The organism is Acinetobacter sp. 1124_18A, from assembly GCF_052824995.1.
Map to the genome: position 1 here is coordinate 63356 of NZ_VTDF01000006.1, position 18919 is coordinate 82274.

The window sequence follows — 18919 nt, forward strand, 5'->3', positions numbered from 1 at the left end:
TGTAGTAAAGCGTGCAAGATAGACAAGGCAATAATTTGATGTCATTTGCATGGAAATGTTACAAGAAATTAAAAAAACCTTGCTTTGTTACGATGGAACCGAACTTTTTGCGTATACAATACACCATATTCAGTTCTTTTTCTTTTAGTTTAGGTTTCGATTTATGTCTCAAACAATCACACTGTATGTTGATGGTGCATGTCGCGGCAATCCAGGTTTAGGTGGTTGGGGCGCATATGTCATTACCGAGCAGGGTGAACATAAATTATTTGGCGGTGAACCGGATACAACCAATAACCGCATGGAGCTCACTGCTGCGATTGAAGGCGTTTCATTTTGCCCAACCGATGCGCACTTAATTATCTGGACAGATTCAAATTATGTGAAGCAAGGGATTACTGAATGGATTCATGGCTGGAAAAAGAAAAACTGGAAGGATGTAAAAAATCCTGACCTTTGGCAAAAATTAGATGCGGTCTGTGCAGGTCGAAATATTGAGTGGCATTGGATTAAGGGCCATGCTGGACATGCAGGTAACGAAATGGCCGATGAGCTTGCAAATATTGGGGCCGATCAAACTGCACTGCAAAAAAAAACAGTTCAAGCGACTGCACTGCAAGATATAAAAAAGCCTGAACAGGATTGGTTACTTGATGACCCTTTTGGGTTTGATATGGCAGAAGTAACCGAAGAAGATAATATTGATCTTGAACAGCCTGAAGAAGTTGAGATGATTATTGTGGACGAAGAAGTTATTGAAGTTGTTGAGCCAGAAAGTAAGCAACCCGTTAATAACATTCACCCTCAAGTTGTTGTGACCGAAGCCAAACTACAATTACAAGGGCCTCGACAATTGATTCTTGATACAGAAACCACTGGTTTCTATTTCCAAGATGGTGACCGAATTATTGAAGTGGGTGCCATTGAAATGATTAACCGGAAACTCACCGGTAGCTCAATTCATATTTATATTAACCCGCAAAAACCAGTGGGTGACTCAGAAAATATCCATGGTATCAGTGATAATTTCTTAAAAGATAAACCGCTCTATGCAGACATTGCCGATACGCTCTTTGATTATTTAAAAGGCGCAGAGATTATTGCCCACAACGCAACCTTCGATATGAACTTCCTTGATATGGAGTTTAGACGCGCAGGCCTTCCCCCGCTTTCCGAAGTATGTGAGGTAACAGATACTTTAGCTTTAGCGAAAAGCAAACATCCCGGACAAAAAAACTCGCTTGACGCCCTTGTAAGACGTTATGAAATTCCAGCACGTGACCGTACTTTCCACGGTGCATTACTCGATGCTGAAATTCTTTCAGATGTTTACCTAGCAATGACAGGTGGACAGGTTTCTTTTGATATAGATGCCTTATCTCAAAGTGAAAACAGCCTGAACACAGCAAATAAAACTAGGGTTCAAATTGATCTACCCGTTATTCGTCCTTCCGAAGAAGAGCTCAATACACATGAGACTTGGGTCAAAGAATTTGAGAAAAAACACGGAGAACCTTGCCTTTTTGCAAAATAAATTTTTGATTCTTTAGCGTTTTTAGCTTTTCCCCTTTGTAAGTTAAGTTATATTAGTCACATAGATTTTTAGCTCAAATTACCGAGCACTACGAATATAACAATTGATTTTTTTGCAAAGGGGAACGTTTATGTCTGAGCATACTTCGATTCATTTCGATCCAACAGCTTTACTCATCATTAAACATGAAATTGATCGCTCAATAAAACTGGTTGAAGGCGCAGTAAGTACTTTAATTGAAGAACAAACACTCCCTTTTGGTATTGATGATGCATTAGAACAATTTAAGCAATGCACTCAAGTCCTACGTTTAATTGATATCCCCTATCTTGCAAAAATCACTCAATATTCAACTGAGCTGATGCAAAAAATTATTGCAAAGCCAACTCAAATTAACACGAACGATGTCGTTGCACTGAGTGAAGGCACGACAATGGTAAAACGGTATATTGAGTTTATCTGTTTACGTGAATTACAAGTACCTCAGTTTCTTCTTAATACCTTAAACAATTTAGAATTAGCTTTAAATAGACCACTGACATCTTCTGGACAAGCGATTGCTCCTTTACTTGCAAATACTTCGCTAGAACTCCCATCCCCAGAAGTATTCATTAATGAAAAAACTCAGTTTATCCATCAACTCTATAAACTATCTCTGCATCAATTTTTAAACAAGACGGAAGCTGCTCATAATTTTCAAGCTTTTAAACTGATTGGTACCTATTTGGTCAGCATGGCAAACCATCAGCCAAGCCAACAATATTGGCAACTCGTAAATTATGCTTTCGACCATATAGACAATCTGCTTTTAAATGATTCACGCCTACGTGTACTCATTAATATTGAAAGTTATATTGGTCAGTTCTTAGCAACCCCGGAAACTTTTAAGCCCGATTTAGCAGCACTTGCAGATATTTTAAGTATAGTTATCGCTCAAGAAGATGAGGTTGCTCACCATATTCGCAACCAACTCCATATAGGCGATGAAACACCAACAGACATGCAACTTCTTGTTTTAAGCCGCCATCTTTTTGGTCCTGACTTCGACACCATGCATGCAGTCAGCCAATTAATCTTGAGCGAAATGAACAAAGTGCGTAACGATATTGAATATAATTATCAAAATATGTCGACTGAAAAAGCACAACAATTACAAACGAGCCTTTTACAACTGGCATATACATTTAAGCTACTTAATCTTGATGAAGCATCATCTCAGCTTTCTCAACAAGCTAGCAGTTTAAGTCAGCTCAATATATTAAGTAATGAAAACTATGCTCAGCAGCTTATGGATAGCATTTTGTCTGCCATGAACTCAATTGGTATTTTGGTACGCCAATATACGTCTAGTCGCTTACAACTGAATGTGAATAATACGAATATTTCTTTAGATCGCCTTGATGAAGCACATCAAGCCTTACTCATCGAGACAAAAAATTTAATTGATTTCATTTGTCAGAGTCTTACCTTGTATGCAAATGATCAAACGCAAAATATTGAAGCAATTGCTGGTTCATTAAAAGAGCTAGCGGGTGCAGCCGAATTTCTAGGAAGTACGATTCAACAAGAGGCTTTACTTCAAACTGCTCAATTTGTTCAACAGCAACTTGAACAAAACCAGCCTTTTAATACAGACCAAATTCACTGTATTTTTGACGTATTAGCGGGCCTTGACATGTTGGTTGACAATTTAAAAAATAAACAACCTGTTCTACAATCCATGTTTAATGTAGCATTGTCGAGTAGTCAACAACTTCAAAAAAAGGCAGCTTAATGTCTGAATTATCACTTGCTTATATTTTCCATCATCAACAATTACTGGTTGACCAAAACCTTCAACTACCAAAAGTCGAAAAGTTAGCAAGTGATTTACTTTTCACTCATGATGAGCAGGTCATTGCACGTGACTTGCTTGCTGAGGAAACTATCCCGGAAGGCTTACAACTTGTTCCAATTCGCCAACTGATTACAAGTTGGTCGAAAGAACAGTTTTTGCAAGCGAGCCGTGCTGTACAGTTACTTGAATGGCGACGCAATCATAAGTTTTGTAGTCACTGCGGACACCCGACAGAAGTTCACCCAACTGAATATGCAATGGTGTGCCCATCTTGTCGCTATCACCAATATCCTCGTGTAAACCCGTGCATTATTACCGTCATTACTCGAGGTGATGATGAAATCTTGCTGGCGAAGTCAGCCCACAATAAAACCAATATGTATGGTTTAATTGCAGGTTTTGTTGAGGTTGGTGAAACTCTTGAAGAAGCAGTACAACGCGAAGCTTTTGAAGAAGTAGGTCTAAGACTCAAAAATGTTCAATATATGTCAAGTCAACCTTGGCCTTTCCCAAGTAACCTTATGGTTGCGTTTAGAGCAGAATATGAGTCTGGTGAAATTAAGCTACAAGAAGAAGAAATTGCAGATGCACAATTCTTCAAAATTGATCAATTACCTGAAATTCCATTTAAAGGTAGTATTGCTCATTCAATGATTATGCAGATTACCCAAGCTGGGTAATCTGTTGTGTTTTAAGCGATACTCTCGTTTAAAACACTTCTTCAAGAAAATGCAAAATAGTTCTTTTAGTCCTGAAATAATGACTAATAAAACTAGAGAGACTGGCCAAAATTGTAATATGTCCAGTTTTAGGAATCACGGCGATATGGCTGTGATTCCCCTTCTCCCTAAGTGCTTGATCCATATCTAAAGTATTGTGTTTTTTTACAATCTGATCATTTTCAGCCATCAAAAGATAATGTTTAATATTATTTTGATTTACAAAATAATATGGCATGACTTCTTTATAAGAGGTGCTTTGATCAAAAGCATCTTCGGCCAGTGGGTCACCTTGATAGTCAAAATGATAGGGTCCAGCTAAACCGATTATTGCCTTAATTTTCCCTAGACACTCAATTTTAGTTGAGTCAGGGTGATAAACAGCAGACATGACATTAAAGGCACCTGCCGAATGCCCCATCAGCACAATATTTTCTGTAGAGATTTCTAGTTTCCCCTGGTTTTGATGCAAATAATTCAATGCCTGAGTCAGGTCATCAACAAAACTTGGGAAAATATTTTTAGGTGCTAACTGGTAATTAATAACAGCAACGTCATAGCCTTCTTTGGCAAATGTCTCACCAATAAAAAGATAATCTCGTTTATTACCATGTTGCCAAGCCCCACCATGCACAAAAACAATAAGGGGCTGATGAGTTAGCTTTTTAACAGATCGGTAAACATCCAAACGGTGGCGAGGCTTTAGGCCATAACGGACATTTGGAACCTGCTCAAAACCATCTTTTGGCGTAAAACGATTTAAAGCAAAACTCCCCAAATCATACAGGCGGAAATCTTTATAGAGAGTTCGCGCCTGTTCAATTTTGCTTTGTAGTTGTTCAATCAGATTCATATATTACTGTGCAGTCGAAGCAGGATCTGTTTGGTCAGGATCAATTGCAACAGGGGTTTGAACTGTTGGCTGAGCAATGACGTTATTAATAATTGGCGTAGTCGTTGTACTACCAGAACTTGCTGCTGGAGCAGGCACCAAATCAATATTATCAATTAAAGTGACAATTTTGGTGACGTTACCGACGTTTTGTAAAACACTGTTTAAATCATTAATTTCAGCAGTATTTAAACGCCCCATTACATAAAGCACACCATCTTCGGTATGTACAAGAACCTTACTATCAGAAACCACAGGTGCTTTCATTAAAAGAGCACGTGTATTTGCTGTTACACCCGCATCTTGCATGATGGTGTTATAGCTAACTTTGTTACCCACCGTAATATAGTTATGTACGGCTTTCACATCACTCATGGCTTTAAGATTGTCTTCTGCCAATTGTTTCAAGTACGGGTCTGGTACTTGGCCAGTTAATAAAACTGTACTGTGGAAGCTTTCGATATTAATACGTGACTGCTTGAAACGTTGATCAAGTTTGTAAATGTTGATATTTGCTGTACGTTTAATTGAAGAGTCAATGAATACTTGGCCTAGACTGCGGACACCACTATCTGTGCCCACTGGAGCTGTGCCTGTTCCACCAGAAATAAAACTTGCGCAACCTGATAAACTTGCGACACAAAGCATTGTTACAGCAATACGTTTTAACACTCCACCAGACTCCTATCAATTTCTTGGCTTGATCATAAAGCATCAGACTTAAATTTGCTCAAAAGAGTAATGAACTCTTAATCCAAAGTAAATGCATTTTCGATCCATTGCAGATCATAATGGAATTTTGAAAAGTCATGCTGTACTGTTTTTGCAATTTTCTGTGGAAAATCAAAACAAATCACATCAAAACGACAATAAAAATCCTGATAAGATGGATAGCGCTGTAAAAAACGCATCGCAGTTTTGATAATTTTCTTCTGTTTTGTCCACGTTACCATTTCACAAGCCTGCCCATAATTTCCTATAGTGCGTGCTTTTACTTCAACAAAAACTAACTCTTGCCCTCTTTTGACAATTAAATCCACTTCGCCACGGCGTGAATGGTAATTACTTGTGACCCATACATAGTTTTGTGCTTGTAAAAGATTTAACGCAGTTTGCTCTGCCCATTTTCCCAACTGCTGCGCTAATAACATTTTTATTTTCCCCAATTAAAAGCATCTGTAGATGTTTTTATGCGTAAGTTATTTTCTTAAATTCATCTGTCGCATCAACTCTAAATCGAACAAATGAAAATCAGATCATTTTCGAAAAGCTCAAGCTAGCAGACATTGTTCACGCCCAAATCATAATTTCGGGTAAACTACCCGATTAAAATTGTTTATCTGTACGGAGTAAAACCAAATGAGTGCTCAGTTATTTGTTGTAGCCACCCCAATCGGGCACTTAGATGATATGACTTTCCGTGCAATTGATATTTTAAAATCAGTTTCTATTGTTGCTGCCGAAGATACACGTCAATCAGCACAATTATTTAAGCACTATAATATATCGACTCAACTTACTGCATGTCATGACCACAATGAAAGCAATAAAATTGAGCAGTTAGTTCAAAAATTACTTGCTGGCGATAGTGTTGCTTTAATTAGTGACGCAGGTACACCGCTCATCAGTGACCCAGGCTTTAAATTAGTCCGTGCTGCTCAAGAACATGGTATTAGAGTCGTTCCTGTGCCAGGTGCGTGTGCTGCTATTGCTGCCTTAAGTGCGGTAGGTTTGCCGAGTGACCGTTTTAGCTTTGAAGGCTTTCTGCCATCGAGAGCGTCACAACGTATTTCTCAATTAGAAAAACTTAAAAACGAAACTCAAACCTTAATTTTCTATGAAGCCCCTCATCGTATTTTAGAGTCTATTAAAGATATGGCTCAAGTATTTGGTGAAGACCGTCCTGTAGGGTTTGCACGTGAAATTACTAAAACATTTGAAACCATCAAAAAAATGACCTTAAAAGATTTGGTCAGCTTCATTGAAAATGACCACAACCAAGAAAAAGGTGAAATTGTAGTGGTTGTGGGTGGTGCAGCTGCAAAAACAGATCTGGAACAAGAAAAACTAGATGAACTTTTAAAGCGTTTACTTCAAGATTTATCTGTTAAAGCAGCATCTCAACTTGCTGCCGATTTGACAGGAATTAAGAAGAAAGTCGCTTATCAACGTGCGCTCGAGTTAACTCAATCTTAATTTTTAATTAGATATGGGTGATGACACAGACTATTTGACATCACCCTCTGTTAATTTTGAATAATAAAATATAAGAATAAGAGTACTAATATGACTGAACAAATGGGCAAACTTGGCCCTCATGAAGGACAAGAACTAGAATTATTAATTTCAGGCAAAAAACCTATCGCTCTATTTTACGATCTATTACCTGTCAGTTTTTTAAAGCATCTCGAACGAGGTACTTTATCAATGCTGAGTAAAGATATTGAAACCTCTCTACCTTTACCCTTTTCAATTATGCTGATTTATAAAGATGCAGCTTTAGCAGATTTAAATGAACTCATGATGTGTATTGAAACTTTATTCAAAGAAACTAATTTTGAAAAATGCATAGGGCTTGAACGAAGAGTTGGACAACTTTTAGGTTACTCAGCACAAGATATAGAGTTTTATATTCAGCATATTTCCAATCGCCATTTAAAAAGAAACCTCTAAAACTATCTCAATATGTGTTTTGCTGACTTCACAATAGTCTCTGTCAGGGCATCTAACTGTTTAGACTGCCTTTTCCAATGGTGCCAATATAACGGAATGTCGAGCTCAGCCTCAGGTATAACATCCACTAAAGTTCCATTATTTAGTAAAGATTGAACCTGAAGCTCGGGCACCATGCCATATCCCAAACCTAATTGGATTGCTTTCACAAAGGCATCTGTGGCAGGAATAAAACTATAAGGATAGCTCTGCAAAGGTAAACCATAATATTTAAGCAAAACCTCTGAATGCATCAGGTCTTTATGGTTAAAAATTACAGCAGGTGCATTTCTTAAAGTTTCTCGGTTTACGCCATGTTTAAACCAGTCAGCTGCAAATTCAGCAGAAGCCAACATTTTATAACGCATTTTCCCAAGTGGTTGAGCTAAACAGCCTGACATGACTTGCTCTTCTGCCGAGATACATGCATTGACTTGCCCTGTTTCTAATAAAGTATGCGTATGCGATTGGTCATCAATTTTTAGTTCTAAGACTATTTTTTCATTAAAAAGCGTTTGCTGAATGCTCGGTAAAAGCCAAGTCGCTAGCGAATCTGCATTGGAAGCTAGAGCAATTTTGTAGAATTCCGATTCAGATGACTTGCCCATCAAACCTTGTAATAAGTTTTGCTCCATTATTCTCGTATGACGTAAATGTTGTAATAACGTTTGCCCAGCTTGTGTGAGTACACATGGGCGCCCACGGATAATTAAAATTTGGCCTAAATACTTTTCTAAAGCTTGCACACGTAAGGACACTGCCGACGGCGTAATATATAAATGCTCACCTGCCGCATCAAAACTTCCCACTTCTGCGACTGCAAGAAAGGCTTCACACTGTTTGCTATCTAACATATCAAACCTAAATTTTTTTTAGCCAAACCTAAATATTCTTAATTTTACTTATTTTTTAAGAAAAAGTCAGATAATTCCCACATCTGATTTTTCCACCTTATTGTTATGTTCTCTCTTAGTATATTTTTTAAAGGCTTCGGTATTGGTAGCGGGCTTATTGTAGCAATTGGAGCGCAAAATGCTTTTGTTCTAAAACAGGGGCTTAAACAGCAATATGTATTTTGGCTATGTTTAATTTGTGCGCTGTCCGACTCAATTCTAATCGCTTTTGGTGTATTAGGTTTTGCCGAAATCATGACAGCATCACCCATCTTAATTAGTGTCGCTAAATATTTAGGTGCAACATTCTTATTCGTCTACGGTGCGAAAGCATTCTATGCTGCCTTAAAAACCACCCAAAGCATGGAGCTTGATAGCAGCCAGAAACAGACTTTAACCCAAGCACTAGTGACCTGTCTTGCCTTTACTTGGCTTAACCCACATGTCTATTTAGATACTATTGTTCTGATTGGTTCAGTTGCAACTCAGCTAGAAGATAAAATTAGTTTTGCTTTGGGCAGCATTGTTGCCTCTTGGATTTTCTTTTTCAGCTTAGGTTATGGCGCAAGGTTATTAAAACCATTGTTTATCAATCCTAAAGCATGGAAAGTCTTAGATTTCATTATTGGTTGCGTTATGTGGAGTATTGCAATATCGCTTCTCATCTAATCATTCAAACACTAAAAAGTACCATGTCTGAATGGTACTTTTATGCGCTCAAAATTATGCTTGAGAACCCAACACCAGCTTTGACTGTTTTCTTTCTTGCTGTGACTGTTTTATAACAGCATAACCAGAGGACACACCTAAGTAAGCAATGATAAAGGCAACAAATAAATCTGGAAATACACTACCTGTTCCAAATACGCCAACCGCCGCTAAAATCACAGCAATATTAGCAATAGAATCATTTCTGCTGCATAACCAGACAGAACGCATATTGGCATCTCCATCACGGTATGCATAAAGCATAAGCGCAACTGAAACGTTAGCAATTAAAGCCATCACGCCAATTGCTCCCATCACCATAGGCTCGGGCGGAACACCATGAAAATACGACCAGACCACTTTCGCAATAACAAAAACACCGAAAGCTGTCATCGTTATTCCTTTAAGTAATGCAGCTGTTGCCCGCCAATACAAACTCATCGAAAGCACAACTAAAGATAATGCATAATTTGCTGCATCTCCGGCAAAATCTAATGCATCGGCCCATAGTGAAACAGATTGGGCTTTATAACCACCCAAAATTTCTACCACAAACATCAAAGCATTGATCACAAGTGCAATCCATAACGCTTTTCTAAACCGTGGACTCACCTTTTTTGAAGGAGAACATGTTGAAGCACAACCACATCCAGCCATTTTATTTCCTCAAGAACTCTTTTATAGTGATTAAAAACCCTTGAGTAGCTCCAGAGTCAAGTCTTATGAATCTTTCTATTGGTCAATTGTCAAAAAAAGCGGATGTTCCAATTGATACGATCCGTTATTACGAAAAAGTAGGTGTGTTGGACCGTATTCAACGTTCAGAAAATAATTATCGTGTTTATACTGAGCAGACACTCAACGATCTATTGTTTATTAAACATTGCCGAGAATTAGATATTTCACTCAGTGATATTAAAACGCTAAAAGAAATGAAATCTCAGCCCAAACAGGCATGTACAAAAATTGATAACCTAGTAGATAAATATTTAATTGAAGTATCTGAAAAAATTGAACGATTATTACTTTTAAAAGAATCTTTAATTGATTTAAAACAGCACTGCTCTACCAATCGAACAGTAGATGAATGTGGGATTTTAAAAGAATTACAAAGCTCTCCTTAAACCTATTTTAGTAAATTCATACAAAAAAAAGCACCACTCATGTGATGCTTTTTTAGATTAATGGTCGCTATGTTCATCAGGAGGAACTTCGGTAATTCTCCCACCTCGAGCTAAAAATGCGGCGATTTCATCTTCCAGCGCTTGGCGCTGTTTCTGTTTAGCAGTTACAGTCAGCGTTTCTGCCTCAGCAAGATCAGTATCACTCATACCGCCTACTTCTTCATCAGCTGCACCGCTTTCGGCTGCTTTCGCTTCATCTTCATCTACAGCAGAATCTTCTGCATCTTCATAATCATTGATATCTGACATTTCACACTCCCCACAATGATTTTTATTGCATCATCGCTATGGTCCCAAGACCTCAGAAATTTAGCAATCTCTTTGCGTTTAGCAAAGAGCCAATTTGGTCAATTCCGTATCTTTTATGACCAAATTGGTAATGATATATAAATGATTGTTCAAAAAATATCTACTGGCATTGAATTCGCTTAGTAGAGTATAGGCCCAGTGAATATTTTAATGCTTATAGCGGGTACTTTGTAAAGCCCCAAAACCATTTGCTTGTTGCATAAATCGGTCTTTTAAAACCGGAGTCAGCTCAACTTGCTTAAGCCCCATATTGCGAGCCCATACGACTGGAAATAGCTCACTACTTTCAAGCCAACCAATTGCCGACATGCTATGCATCATTGCATCATTCTGACCTTTACGGCGATGTTCATAGCGCATTAAAGTTTGCTCATGTGCCCATACACCACGTTTTAAATCATGAAGCAACACATCACACAGCACTGCCGCATCAAGACAGCCAATATTCACCCCTTGTCCAGCAAGTGGATGAATCACATGTGCTGCATCACCAATCAAAGCCAATCCTGCTTTTACATATTGTTTTGCAGCGCGAGCTTTGAGCGGAAATTGTGCTCTTGAACGAACCTCTAACACCTCACCCAACATGTGTTGGCTTTCTTGAGTTAAAAGCTGCATAAATGCAGTATCGTTTAAAGCTGAATATTCATCGGCATAATCATCTGGTAGTGTCCAGACAATGGATTGCCAGTATCCGTTTTCAGTTTCTTCAAGACTTGCCATTGGTAAAAATGCCAAAGGTCCTGTAGGTAAAAAAGTTTGACGGGCAACATAATGATGGGGCTTTGCTGTTCTAATTGCACAGCTAATGGCTGCTTGTTTGTAATCTAGTACATCGAGGTCAATAAAAGCCTGTTCACGTACAAATGAATTTGCACCATCTGCACCGATAAGTAGTTTAGTTTTAAGTGTCGTGCCATCTGCTAATTGAATATGCCAACATCCAATACCCTGCTCAATACGCGTAACACGAACTTGAGTACGGTAATCTGTAAGCTGCTGCAACATTTTTTGCTGAATAGCAACGTTCAGTACACTTGGCTCCACCATAGAACCCAGGGCTTGCTCAGCTAAAGGCTGACGTGCAGAGTCTTGGCCAAAATTAATTTCACCATAGCCATTCAGGTTCCAGACCTGCATGCCTGTATAAGGCATTTGACGGGCAAGATCATCCCAAACATTTACCGTTTTAAGCAAATGAATGGTCGCTTGGCTAAGGGCTAAAACACGTGGATTCATCACGCTTAATGTTTTCTCAACATCAAGCACAGGAGCCGCATCAAGCACTGTGGGTTGCACCCCACCTTGCGCAAGTAATAAAGCAGTTAAACCACCAACCAATCCACCACCAACAATGACGACATCCAACACTTCACTCATGCTTTTAACCCCATTGCATAGTTAGCCACCAATGGTTTTATACCCGGAATGACATCAAATGCAATTAATCCTGTATTACGAATTAATTTTAATAATGGGTTTTGGTTACTAAAACCACGAACTACAGTGTCACAGAACTTAATCACGCGCTGCTGATCTGATAAACGAGCTTGTTCATAGGCAAGTAAGTTATCTGGGTTACCCAAATCATCAGAAGTGCTTAACTGGTTCACTAAATAACGCACTAAAACATCGGCATCACGTAGACATAAATTAAAGCCCTGTCCTGCAACAGGATGAATTGTATGTGCGGCATTACCCATTAGAATAACGCGACCAACAGCTTGTTTATGCGCAAGCACTTGCGAAAGCGGATAGCTAAAACGTTTACCCGTTTTCTCAAATTTACCTGCTCGGTCACCATAAGTTTGTTGCAAGGCACTTAAAAAGTGCTGGTCATTTTCATCGCCTAGCCATTCATTTTCGGTGCCTTTTTTAACAGGCCATACCACTGAGCGGCGGTACTCACCCGGTAAAGGTAATAAAGCTAAAGGACCCAATGCACTGAAACGCTCAAAACCTACATGCTCATGTGGCTTGGATGTCTGAACCGTAGTCACAATCGCAACCTGATCATAATCATGAACATCCACACCCACGCCAATTGCCTGACGACAAAAAGAATCGCGTCCATCAGCCGCAATTAATAGTTTTGACTCAAGTTTTAAAGTTTCCTCACCACGCTGAGCTTCAATATGTACTTGTTCAGCATCTTGAGTTAAAGCCGTAACCTGTACGCCATCAATCAACTCAATCAAAGGTTGTTGACGCACTTGAGTTAACAGAACACGACCAAGCCAAGCATTTTCAATCACTTGCCCAAAGCTTTCGACTTTTTCTTGTTCTGCGATTAAACGTGCTTTACCAAAACTGCCTTGCTCAGTAATGTGGACTTGTAAAATTGGAGTAGCATGTTGCTGTAATGCATCCCACAACCCTAGCTTTTGATAAATTTGCACACTACGACGTGATAAAGCCGTATTACGTGCATCAAAACTCGAATGATAAGGGGCAACATTTTGATCATCATAGTTTGGGTATTTCACAGCTTCTAATAGCTTTACTGCAATATTAGCCTTCGCGAGCATGAGTGAAAGGCTCAAACCAACCATACCCCCACCTACAATAATCACTTGTTGTTGCATCGAGTTTTGCTCCTTTGGCGAATACGTTTAATTATGCTTTAGCTTGCGCCATTAAATGTTCAATATCTGCAATATCTTTAACCACATTAGCAGTTAAAACTCGTGGCCCTTTCGACGTTGCGACCACATCATCTTCAATACGAATACCAATACCACGCCATTTTTCATCTACAGTTTCATCATCTGGCGCAATGTATAAACCAGGTTCAACTGTAACAACCATACCCTCTTCATATTGACGCCAGTCTTCACCTTTTTTATAAGATCCAACATCATGTACATCCATACCTAGCCAATGACCTGTGCCATGCATATAAAACTGACGGTATGCTTCGGTTTTGATGAGTTCGTTAACATCACCTTTGAGCAAACCTAAATTAACTAAGCCTTCAGTTAAAATTTTGACTGCAACTTCATGAGGTTCACGGTAAGAATTGCCAATACGAACTGCGTCAATGGCTGCATATTGAGAAGCCAGTACAACTTCATATAAGGCTTTTTGTTCAGCACTAAATTTGCCATTTACTGGGAAAGTACGGGTAATATCCGATGCATAAAACTCATATTCACAAGCTGCATCAATCAAGACTAAATCGCCATCTTTAAGTGGTTGGTTATTTTCAACATAGTGCAAAATACAAGCATTAGCACCACCACCAACAATACTGTTATAAGAAGGCACACAACCGTTTTGCCCAAATATATAATTCAGCTCAGCTTCAAGAGCATATTCCATCATGCCCGGACGTACCATTTGCATCGCACGCGTATGCGCTTCAGCACTAATATTTGCAGCAATTTGCATCAGCTCAAGTTCTTGTGGTGACTTGACTAAACGCATTTCATCGACAATACGGTCGAGCTGTACCAATTGAGCTGGAGCGCTCTCATGTCGGTGCTCGGCATCTGCTTGTTTAATCCACTGGCTAACTCGCGCATCAAACGCAGCATTGTGCCCAATCCGATAATAAAGACGCTCTTTATTTAATAACTTTTCAATAATCTCTTCATCAAGCAAATCAATTGCATATGCTTCATCTGCGTCATAATCTTCAATTGCACCATCAATGCCTGCACGGTAACCATTCCAGATTTCCATCTCACGATTACGTTCACGGCAAAAAAGACTATAGCTATAGTCATCGTCCTCGAAGGTTTCAATGACAGCAACTGCCTCAGGCTCAGCAAAGCCAGTCAAATAGAAAAAACTACTATCGGCACGGAATTTATAATCCGCATCACGATTACGGTACATTTCCTCACGCGTTGCAATAATTGCAATACTGTTTGGACCCATTTTTTCTGCCAGACGGTCTCTACGATGTCGAAAATCAGCTTGAGGCAATTTCATAATGATCTACTTGATTTAGAATTTTAAAGTCAAAAAATAAAATACAACCAATAACACATCGCCTCAATTAGCTTGGGCGATGTGGAGTAAACATTTCTACAATAGTTTGTTCTGTGTCTACAGCAGCAGATTTAATTTTTGCATGAAAGTTTTTCAATAAAGAACTGTCAGCTACAGTGATTTTTTTTCTACCAATAGACAAGCTTACAGGGATTAAGCGTACAAATTCATACAATTCTTCGTAACTGCTTTCACCTTCCTCATCATTGTCAGAGTCTTCAAATTCGACCGCTGCAATATCTTGAAGGTTCTCAATCAACTCACGTTCATCATCACGAATATGACCCGATGCCAACCCAAAACCTAATACAACGCCCGCACACCAATCTGATAATGCTTGTACACGCTCTTGAAGCGTATGTTCATCATCAGGAAGCATTGGTAAATAATCTAATTCATCATCAGATATAGCGTGAACGACATCTTCTGCTTCATCAGTTAAAAGTGCTAAAGCATCTTCACTTAACTCTGGCACATTAAGGGTTGTTAAAATTTGTGACCATTCTTCACGCGTTGGCGCTTCTGTCACACAAACAATACCTGTTAACAGACCATGTAACTCACTAGGGCTTGAAATTTCTTCAATTCCTTCAAAATGAGCGTTCCAATCTGTCCAGCCTGAAATATCGTCTTGCATTCGTTTATCCAATCTCTATACTTTGTATATATTACCTTTGATTGCAATTCTGTGCGACCTCGTTATGTTAGAACAATTACAGCGGCTACAAGCGCATATTAGCGTATTAAAAACACGCTTACATCATTTAGAGAGTGAACATGCGGCACTCTCAGAAGCTAATGAACTGGCTGAAACAGAGCATCACGCACAAGTTGTGCAAAAAAATAGTATTATCACTAAAAAACAAGAGGAAATTGAGTCGGTAACTGAGCAACTATCTCAGTTAAAAGGTCAATTTCAACAATTGAATCAGGATGCTAACACACTTGCTGAACGTTATAGTCGATTAGAAAAAAGTACAACTGATTTAAAAAATCGTTTTCAAGAAATTCTTGCCGAACGCAATGAATTACGTGTTGCAAAAGAAAAGTTACAAGCCCACCAGCGTCAAACTCAGCAAGAGCTTCATGATTTACAACAAGATCGTGATCGTTTGTTACAAAAAAATGAGCTTGCTAAATCAAAAGTTGAAGCCATTATTCAGCGTTTAGGAATTTTAGGCACTGCCCAAGATCAGCATGCTCAAGAAATTCAGCAGCTTGCCCATCCTAATGCTGAAACTGGTGAGGAGACCCAATCATGAGTGAACAAGTCATGGTAGAGCTTAGGCTGATTGAGCAGACCTTTAGACTCGCGACTACGTTAGATAAAAAAGACGAACTTGAACGTGCAGCAGAACTTCTCAATGAGAAATTTAATGAGATGCGTCGTAGTGCTCCACGTGTTGAGCACAATAAACTGGTCATTATGGTTGCTCTACAATTGACTCAAGAAGTACTGAGCCTTAATAAATCTTTGCAAGAATACACTCACTGTGAACGTTTACTGCAAACGATATTGGATGATGTTGAACAAATTGTTTAATAAATCATCCATACAAAAACGCCTTGCTCTATGAAGAATAGATGCAAGGCATTTTTTATTGAGGCTATTAAGCGCAATTGAAAATGATTTTATGCATATTAGTGTACAAAGCTTCATCAAACGCAAACTAAGTTTACAGTTCCTGAGGATTTGAGGATTGCCAACATGGTCAGATCGGTTATACTTAAATTGTCTCTGGGGTGTTCGCCAGCGGGTCTATTCCCCTGCCGATACTTAAACTTATGGATGTGTTCTGTATATTTAGAGTGTATGCCTACCTTCGTGTAGGAAACCCAGCAAGTATACGTCGCGTCCACCTTGAACTCATCGGGTTCAGGGTAACGACACATGCAGCGGCATCTTCGGAGCATTTAGTTTTAACTTATAAGAAAAATTCAAAACATTTATTTTAATTTAGCTTTTTATACAGACCTTTCAGTCTAAAATTTTCTTTTGAAAACATTAAATTGCAGCTTAGCTGATTAATCTAATCAGCCCTCTTTAATATTATTTTTTATTTTTATTAAGACACTCTTCATACCAGCCTGTTTGAAAATCTTCTATTGCCTTTCTTTTAAAGAAACTGGTTCTAAATACTTTGGCAGAGTAAGCCGAATTAATTAAATCTTGATAAAGTTGTTTGGCTTTTTGGTCTTCGAGGCCATTCGCTATCTGTTGCAAGTCTTCAGATGGAACTTTTTGTTGACGTGCCTCCATGACAGTATAAGCAACTTTTTTTACCACATTACAAATCTCAGGATCACTTACGTTTTCGTCTGCATAACAACTTAAAGCAAAAAAACTAAGCAGAAATAATCTAAACTTCATGACCCTACCTTATTTTTATAGTTTAAAACTAATGACAGAATTTAATTATTAAAAAAGAAATAGAAAATTTCTTACTATTTCTTTTTTAAAGATCACGCTGGATTAATTACATAAAAATATAGAATAAGGCCAGCCAAAATGGTTGAAGCAATCGTTAAATATGTACCGACAGTATTAAAACTCTGTAAGAATTTCAAGATTTCCATATCTAGAACCCCCTAAATTAGCAACTATAAAGACAGAATGAAATTTATCACAATTCAATAATGCCAATCAATTCACACTTATCGGATTTTTTGAGAGTTAAAACATAAATTGACTTATTGGTTACAGCTAATCGCTAAAGCATCCTTGTAGTAGTCAGTGGCACTCTTCAAATCTGACAACATTTTTTCTTCGGTATAAGGTTTAGGTGAAATTTTGATTAATGCAGGCATATATTGGGTCTTATAGACCTCAGGATAATCATGACACAAGATTTTTACTTTAACCTCTTGTGATATCTTCGGATTATCTAATTGATCTAAAAACTCTCCAATTTTACGGTCAGACTCTTCAAATTGAGCTTTATAGTCAACTTCAGCTGCTTCAGGTTCCGTTTGTTTTGTGCACCCACCAAGTATCAACACGGTGCTTATTGTAATGGTTAAAATTTTTAACTTCATAGGCTTAACAATTTCACATTCATCTTTTTAAATATTCTTATCTGATTAAATGTAAATAAATACTGGTAATACGTAAAGAAATAGAATTTTTTATCGCTAAAGAAGATACCTCACATCAAGTAAATTTAAAGTTATTTCTTAATTACTCCTCTATTTCCATAAATCTTAAGAAAAATAGGTATAATTTTGCTCGACTGATCTCAAATCTTTGTTAGATTTACACATGACTGAACTTAGTTTTATTAGAAAAAATTTAAGATCTAAAAGACGCTCTTTAAGCCCATTGGAGCAAAAACAAGCTCAGCTTAATGTTCTCCATCATTTAAACAGTCTTGCTATTTTTCATTCATCAAAAAAAATTGGTTTATATTTACATGCCTTCGGAGAAGTTCATACAGATCTGATCATAAAATTATGTTTTCAAAAAAATAAACAGGTTTATTTACCTATGATTTGTTCTATGAATCAACGTTTAGTTTGGGTAAAAATATCTAGAAACCAATATTTAAATCGACGTTTTTCACATCATCCGTTGGGTATGAAAGAACCCATGGCAACAAGAGGAAAACATGTATCAAAACTTGATTTACTGTTGATGCCACTTTTAGCTTGTGATCACTACGGAACACGTATTGGTATGGGAGGCGGCTATTATGACCGAACACTAGCAAGTGCAAAACATAAGCCTTATCGTTTGGGAATGGCTCATCAATTTCAATTTATTGAGCATACTTTAAAACGTCAAAGTTGGGATCAACCATTAGATGCTTTACTCACCCCTCAACATGTTTATTATTTTAAAAGATGATTTTTATATAAAAATTTATAAAACTTAAAATATATACTTTTACTTTTTAGTCCCTTAAAACGAAAAAGTAACCACCCTAGGGATGATTACTTTGCCGTGACAGACCGTTTTACCAACTTATATTAACATGCCTATTTAATGTTCAATATCGAATAAGCTTTGCATTATTGTTAACAATACATTGTGTATAAATGGCATAAGAAAATGGTTATTTACTATCCAAACGATTTTTTTATCATATGAATATTTCATAATTATTAAGCTAAATTACTTACCCTTTCTACAAAATTT

At 37.9% G+C, this 18919-nt stretch carries 23 protein-coding genes and 1 other RNA gene; 11 read left to right on the plus strand and 13 right to left on the minus strand.

What is annotated here, in order from left to right; genetic code table 11:
- Window positions 1-163: 163 nt before the first annotated feature.
- The 3 genes from dnaQ to nudC all read left to right on the plus strand — a co-directional run bounded on the left by dnaQ (window position 164) and on the right by nudC (window position 4051).
- The gene (dnaQ, locus tag FY048_RS13105; RefSeq protein ID WP_446091440.1) at window positions 164-1534 is read left to right on the plus strand and encodes a DNA polymerase III subunit epsilon; all 1371 of its coding nucleotides are present in this window, start codon (window positions 164-166) and stop codon (window positions 1532-1534) included.
- Between the two features lie 130 nt (window positions 1535-1664).
- Window positions 1665-3308 (plus strand): chemotaxis protein, encoded by a 1644-nt coding sequence (locus tag FY048_RS13110; RefSeq protein ID WP_446091441.1) that lies wholly within the window; start codon window positions 1665-1667, stop codon window positions 3306-3308.
- Entirely contained in the window at window positions 3308-4051 is a 744-nt protein-coding gene (gene nudC, locus FY048_RS13115; RefSeq protein WP_446091442.1) for an NAD(+) diphosphatase, read from the plus strand. Before FY048_RS13110 ends, nudC begins: the two co-directional genes overlap by 1 nt.
- 28 nt (window positions 4052-4079) lie before the next feature.
- On the opposite strand, the gene FY048_RS13120 is transcribed toward nudC, so the two are convergent.
- The 3 genes from FY048_RS13120 to FY048_RS13130 form a co-directional block, all read right to left on the minus strand.
- Window positions 4080-4943, minus strand: a complete 864-nt coding sequence (locus FY048_RS13120) for an alpha/beta hydrolase (RefSeq protein WP_446091443.1) — start codon at window positions 4941-4943, stop codon at window positions 4080-4082.
- 3 nt (window positions 4944-4946) lie between these two features.
- A complete protein-coding gene (locus FY048_RS13125) occupies window positions 4947-5654 on the minus strand; it encodes a BON domain-containing protein (protein WP_446091444.1) in 708 nt (235 codons plus the stop codon).
- Window positions 5655-5731: 77 nt separating this feature from the next.
- Entirely contained in the window at window positions 5732-6133 is a 402-nt protein-coding gene (locus FY048_RS13130; RefSeq protein ID WP_003652834.1) for a YraN family protein, read from the minus strand.
- Between the two features lie 208 nt (window positions 6134-6341).
- Between FY048_RS13130 and rsmI the strand changes: the two genes are divergently transcribed.
- Window positions 6342-7178: a 16S rRNA (cytidine(1402)-2'-O)-methyltransferase gene (rsmI, locus tag FY048_RS13135; RefSeq protein WP_016138874.1), complete on the plus strand. Its 837-nt coding sequence runs from the start codon at window positions 6342-6344 to the stop codon at window positions 7176-7178.
- Between the two features lie 90 nt (window positions 7179-7268).
- The gene (locus FY048_RS13140; protein ID WP_446091445.1) at window positions 7269-7655 is read left to right on the plus strand and encodes a hemin receptor; all 387 of its coding nucleotides are present in this window, start codon (window positions 7269-7271) and stop codon (window positions 7653-7655) included.
- Window positions 7656-7657: 2 nt separating this feature from the next.
- Here FY048_RS13140 and FY048_RS13145 read toward each other — a convergent pair whose 3' ends face one another.
- Entirely contained in the window at window positions 7658-8548 is an 891-nt protein-coding gene (locus FY048_RS13145; RefSeq protein ID WP_446091446.1) for a LysR family transcriptional regulator ArgP, read from the minus strand.
- Window positions 8549-8653: 105 nt separating this feature from the next.
- Between FY048_RS13145 and FY048_RS13150 the strand changes: the two genes are divergently transcribed.
- Window positions 8654-9256, plus strand: a complete 603-nt coding sequence (locus FY048_RS13150; protein WP_446091447.1) for a LysE/ArgO family amino acid transporter — start codon at window positions 8654-8656, stop codon at window positions 9254-9256.
- Between the two features lie 54 nt (window positions 9257-9310).
- Here FY048_RS13150 and FY048_RS13155 read toward each other — a convergent pair whose 3' ends face one another.
- Entirely contained in the window at window positions 9311-9952 is a 642-nt protein-coding gene (locus FY048_RS13155) for a cation transporter (protein ID WP_446091448.1), read from the minus strand.
- A gap of 65 nt (window positions 9953-10017) precedes the next feature.
- On the opposite strand from FY048_RS13155, the gene FY048_RS13160 reads away from it, so the two are divergent.
- Window positions 10018-10419: a Cd(II)/Pb(II)-responsive transcriptional regulator gene (locus FY048_RS13160; RefSeq protein WP_446091449.1), complete on the plus strand. Its 402-nt coding sequence runs from the start codon at window positions 10018-10020 to the stop codon at window positions 10417-10419.
- A gap of 57 nt (window positions 10420-10476) precedes the next feature.
- On the opposite strand, the gene FY048_RS13165 is transcribed toward FY048_RS13160, so the two are convergent.
- The 5 genes from FY048_RS13165 to FY048_RS13185 form a co-directional block, all read right to left on the minus strand.
- Window positions 10477-10728: a hypothetical protein gene (locus FY048_RS13165; RefSeq protein WP_016138879.1), complete on the minus strand. Its 252-nt coding sequence runs from the start codon at window positions 10726-10728 to the stop codon at window positions 10477-10479.
- 207 nt (window positions 10729-10935) lie between these two features.
- A complete protein-coding gene (locus tag FY048_RS13170) occupies window positions 10936-12168 on the minus strand; it encodes an FAD-dependent monooxygenase (protein ID WP_446091450.1) in 1233 nt (410 codons plus the stop codon).
- The gene (gene ubiH / locus FY048_RS13175) at window positions 12165-13373 is read right to left on the minus strand and encodes a 2-octaprenyl-6-methoxyphenyl hydroxylase (RefSeq protein ID WP_199990200.1); all 1209 of its coding nucleotides are present in this window, start codon (window positions 13371-13373) and stop codon (window positions 12165-12167) included. Before ubiH ends, FY048_RS13170 begins: the two co-directional genes overlap by 4 nt.
- A 31-nt stretch (window positions 13374-13404) precedes the next feature.
- Complete coding sequence (gene pepP, locus FY048_RS13180; RefSeq protein ID WP_446091451.1) at window positions 13405-14724, minus strand: Xaa-Pro aminopeptidase; 1320 nt, start codon at window positions 14722-14724, stop codon at window positions 13405-13407.
- Window positions 14725-14791: 67 nt separating this feature from the next.
- Window positions 14792-15421: a UPF0149 family protein gene (locus FY048_RS13185; protein WP_005042155.1), complete on the minus strand. Its 630-nt coding sequence runs from the start codon at window positions 15419-15421 to the stop codon at window positions 14792-14794.
- A 64-nt stretch (window positions 15422-15485) separates the two neighbouring features.
- On the opposite strand from FY048_RS13185, the gene FY048_RS13190 reads away from it, so the two are divergent.
- From FY048_RS13190 to ssrS, 3 genes are all read left to right on the plus strand, one after another.
- Entirely contained in the window at window positions 15486-16046 is a 561-nt protein-coding gene (locus FY048_RS13190) for a hypothetical protein (protein WP_042898254.1), read from the plus strand.
- Window positions 16043-16327 (plus strand): cell division protein ZapA, encoded by a 285-nt coding sequence (locus FY048_RS13195; RefSeq protein ID WP_003652859.1) that lies wholly within the window; start codon window positions 16043-16045, stop codon window positions 16325-16327. Before FY048_RS13190 ends, FY048_RS13195 begins: the two co-directional genes overlap by 4 nt.
- Window positions 16328-16516: 189 nt before the next feature.
- Window positions 16517-16700, plus strand: a non-coding RNA gene (ssrS, locus tag FY048_RS13200) — 6S RNA.
- 134 nt (window positions 16701-16834) lie between these two features.
- Here ssrS and FY048_RS13205 read toward each other — a convergent pair.
- The 3 genes from FY048_RS13205 to FY048_RS13215 all read right to left on the minus strand — a co-directional run bounded on the left by FY048_RS13205 (window position 16835) and on the right by FY048_RS13215 (window position 17820).
- Window positions 16835-17155 (minus strand): hypothetical protein, encoded by a 321-nt coding sequence (locus FY048_RS13205; protein ID WP_446091452.1) that lies wholly within the window; start codon window positions 17153-17155, stop codon window positions 16835-16837.
- Between the two features lie 92 nt (window positions 17156-17247).
- Window positions 17248-17361 (minus strand): hypothetical protein, encoded by a 114-nt coding sequence (locus FY048_RS13210; protein WP_016138886.1) that lies wholly within the window; start codon window positions 17359-17361, stop codon window positions 17248-17250.
- Between the two features lie 114 nt (window positions 17362-17475).
- Window positions 17476-17820 carry a hypothetical protein gene (locus FY048_RS13215; RefSeq protein ID WP_446091453.1) on the minus strand — a complete coding sequence of 115 codons (345 nt, stop codon included), beginning with the start codon at window positions 17818-17820 and terminating at the stop codon, window positions 17476-17478.
- Window positions 17821-18043: 223 nt separating this feature from the next.
- Here FY048_RS13215 and FY048_RS13220 point away from each other — a divergent pair, with 223 nt between their 5' ends.
- Window positions 18044-18628: a 5-formyltetrahydrofolate cyclo-ligase gene (locus FY048_RS13220; protein ID WP_446091454.1), complete on the plus strand. Its 585-nt coding sequence runs from the start codon at window positions 18044-18046 to the stop codon at window positions 18626-18628.
- The last annotated feature ends 291 nt before the right edge of the window (window positions 18629-18919 follow it).

Bases quoted from the DNA above. Each gene is read 5' to 3' on its own strand.
- FY048_RS13190 (WP_042898254.1), top strand. From the start codon at position 15,486: ATGTTAGAACAATTACAGCGGCTACAAGCGCATATTAGCGTATTAAAA.
- dnaQ (WP_446091440.1), top strand. From the start codon at position 164: ATGTCTCAAACAATCACACTGTATGTTGATGGTGCATGTCGCGGCAAT.
- FY048_RS13110 (WP_446091441.1), top strand. From the start codon at position 1,665: ATGTCTGAGCATACTTCGATTCATTTCGATCCAACAGCTTTACTCATC.
- FY048_RS13120 (WP_446091443.1), bottom strand. From the start codon at position 4,943: ATGAATCTGATTGAACAACTACAAAGCAAAATTGAACAGGCGCGAACT.
- FY048_RS13215 (WP_446091453.1), bottom strand. From the start codon at position 17,820: ATGAAGTTAAAAATTTTAACCATTACAATAAGCACCGTGTTGATACTT.
- FY048_RS13145 (WP_446091446.1), bottom strand. From the start codon at position 8,548: ATGTTAGATAGCAAACAGTGTGAAGCCTTTCTTGCAGTCGCAGAAGTG.
- FY048_RS13150 (WP_446091447.1), top strand. From the start codon at position 8,654: ATGTTCTCTCTTAGTATATTTTTTAAAGGCTTCGGTATTGGTAGCGGG.
- FY048_RS13205 (WP_446091452.1), bottom strand. From the start codon at position 17,155: ATGAAGTTTAGATTATTTCTGCTTAGTTTTTTTGCTTTAAGTTGTTAT.
- FY048_RS13160 (WP_446091449.1), top strand. From the start codon at position 10,018: ATGAATCTTTCTATTGGTCAATTGTCAAAAAAAGCGGATGTTCCAATT.
- pepP (WP_446091451.1), bottom strand. From the start codon at position 14,724: ATGAAATTGCCTCAAGCTGATTTTCGACATCGTAGAGACCGTCTGGCA.
- ubiH (WP_199990200.1), bottom strand. From the start codon at position 13,373: ATGCAACAACAAGTGATTATTGTAGGTGGGGGTATGGTTGGTTTGAGC.
- FY048_RS13210 (WP_016138886.1), bottom strand. From the start codon at position 17,361: ATGGAAATCTTGAAATTCTTACAGAGTTTTAATACTGTCGGTACATAT.
- FY048_RS13220 (WP_446091454.1), top strand. From the start codon at position 18,044: ATGACTGAACTTAGTTTTATTAGAAAAAATTTAAGATCTAAAAGACGC.
- nudC (WP_446091442.1), top strand. From the start codon at position 3,308: ATGTCTGAATTATCACTTGCTTATATTTTCCATCATCAACAATTACTG.
- FY048_RS13155 (WP_446091448.1), bottom strand. From the start codon at position 9,952: ATGGCTGGATGTGGTTGTGCTTCAACATGTTCTCCTTCAAAAAAGGTG.
- FY048_RS13170 (WP_446091450.1), bottom strand. From the start codon at position 12,168: ATGAGTGAAGTGTTGGATGTCGTCATTGTTGGTGGTGGATTGGTTGGT.
- rsmI (WP_016138874.1), top strand. From the start codon at position 6,342: ATGAGTGCTCAGTTATTTGTTGTAGCCACCCCAATCGGGCACTTAGAT.
- FY048_RS13140 (WP_446091445.1), top strand. From the start codon at position 7,269: ATGACTGAACAAATGGGCAAACTTGGCCCTCATGAAGGACAAGAACTA.
- FY048_RS13185 (WP_005042155.1), bottom strand. From the start codon at position 15,421: ATGCAAGACGATATTTCAGGCTGGACAGATTGGAACGCTCATTTTGAA.
- FY048_RS13130 (WP_003652834.1), bottom strand. From the start codon at position 6,133: ATGTTATTAGCGCAGCAGTTGGGAAAATGGGCAGAGCAAACTGCGTTA.
- FY048_RS13195 (WP_003652859.1), top strand. From the start codon at position 16,043: ATGAGTGAACAAGTCATGGTAGAGCTTAGGCTGATTGAGCAGACCTTT.
- FY048_RS13165 (WP_016138879.1), bottom strand. From the start codon at position 10,728: ATGTCAGATATCAATGATTATGAAGATGCAGAAGATTCTGCTGTAGAT.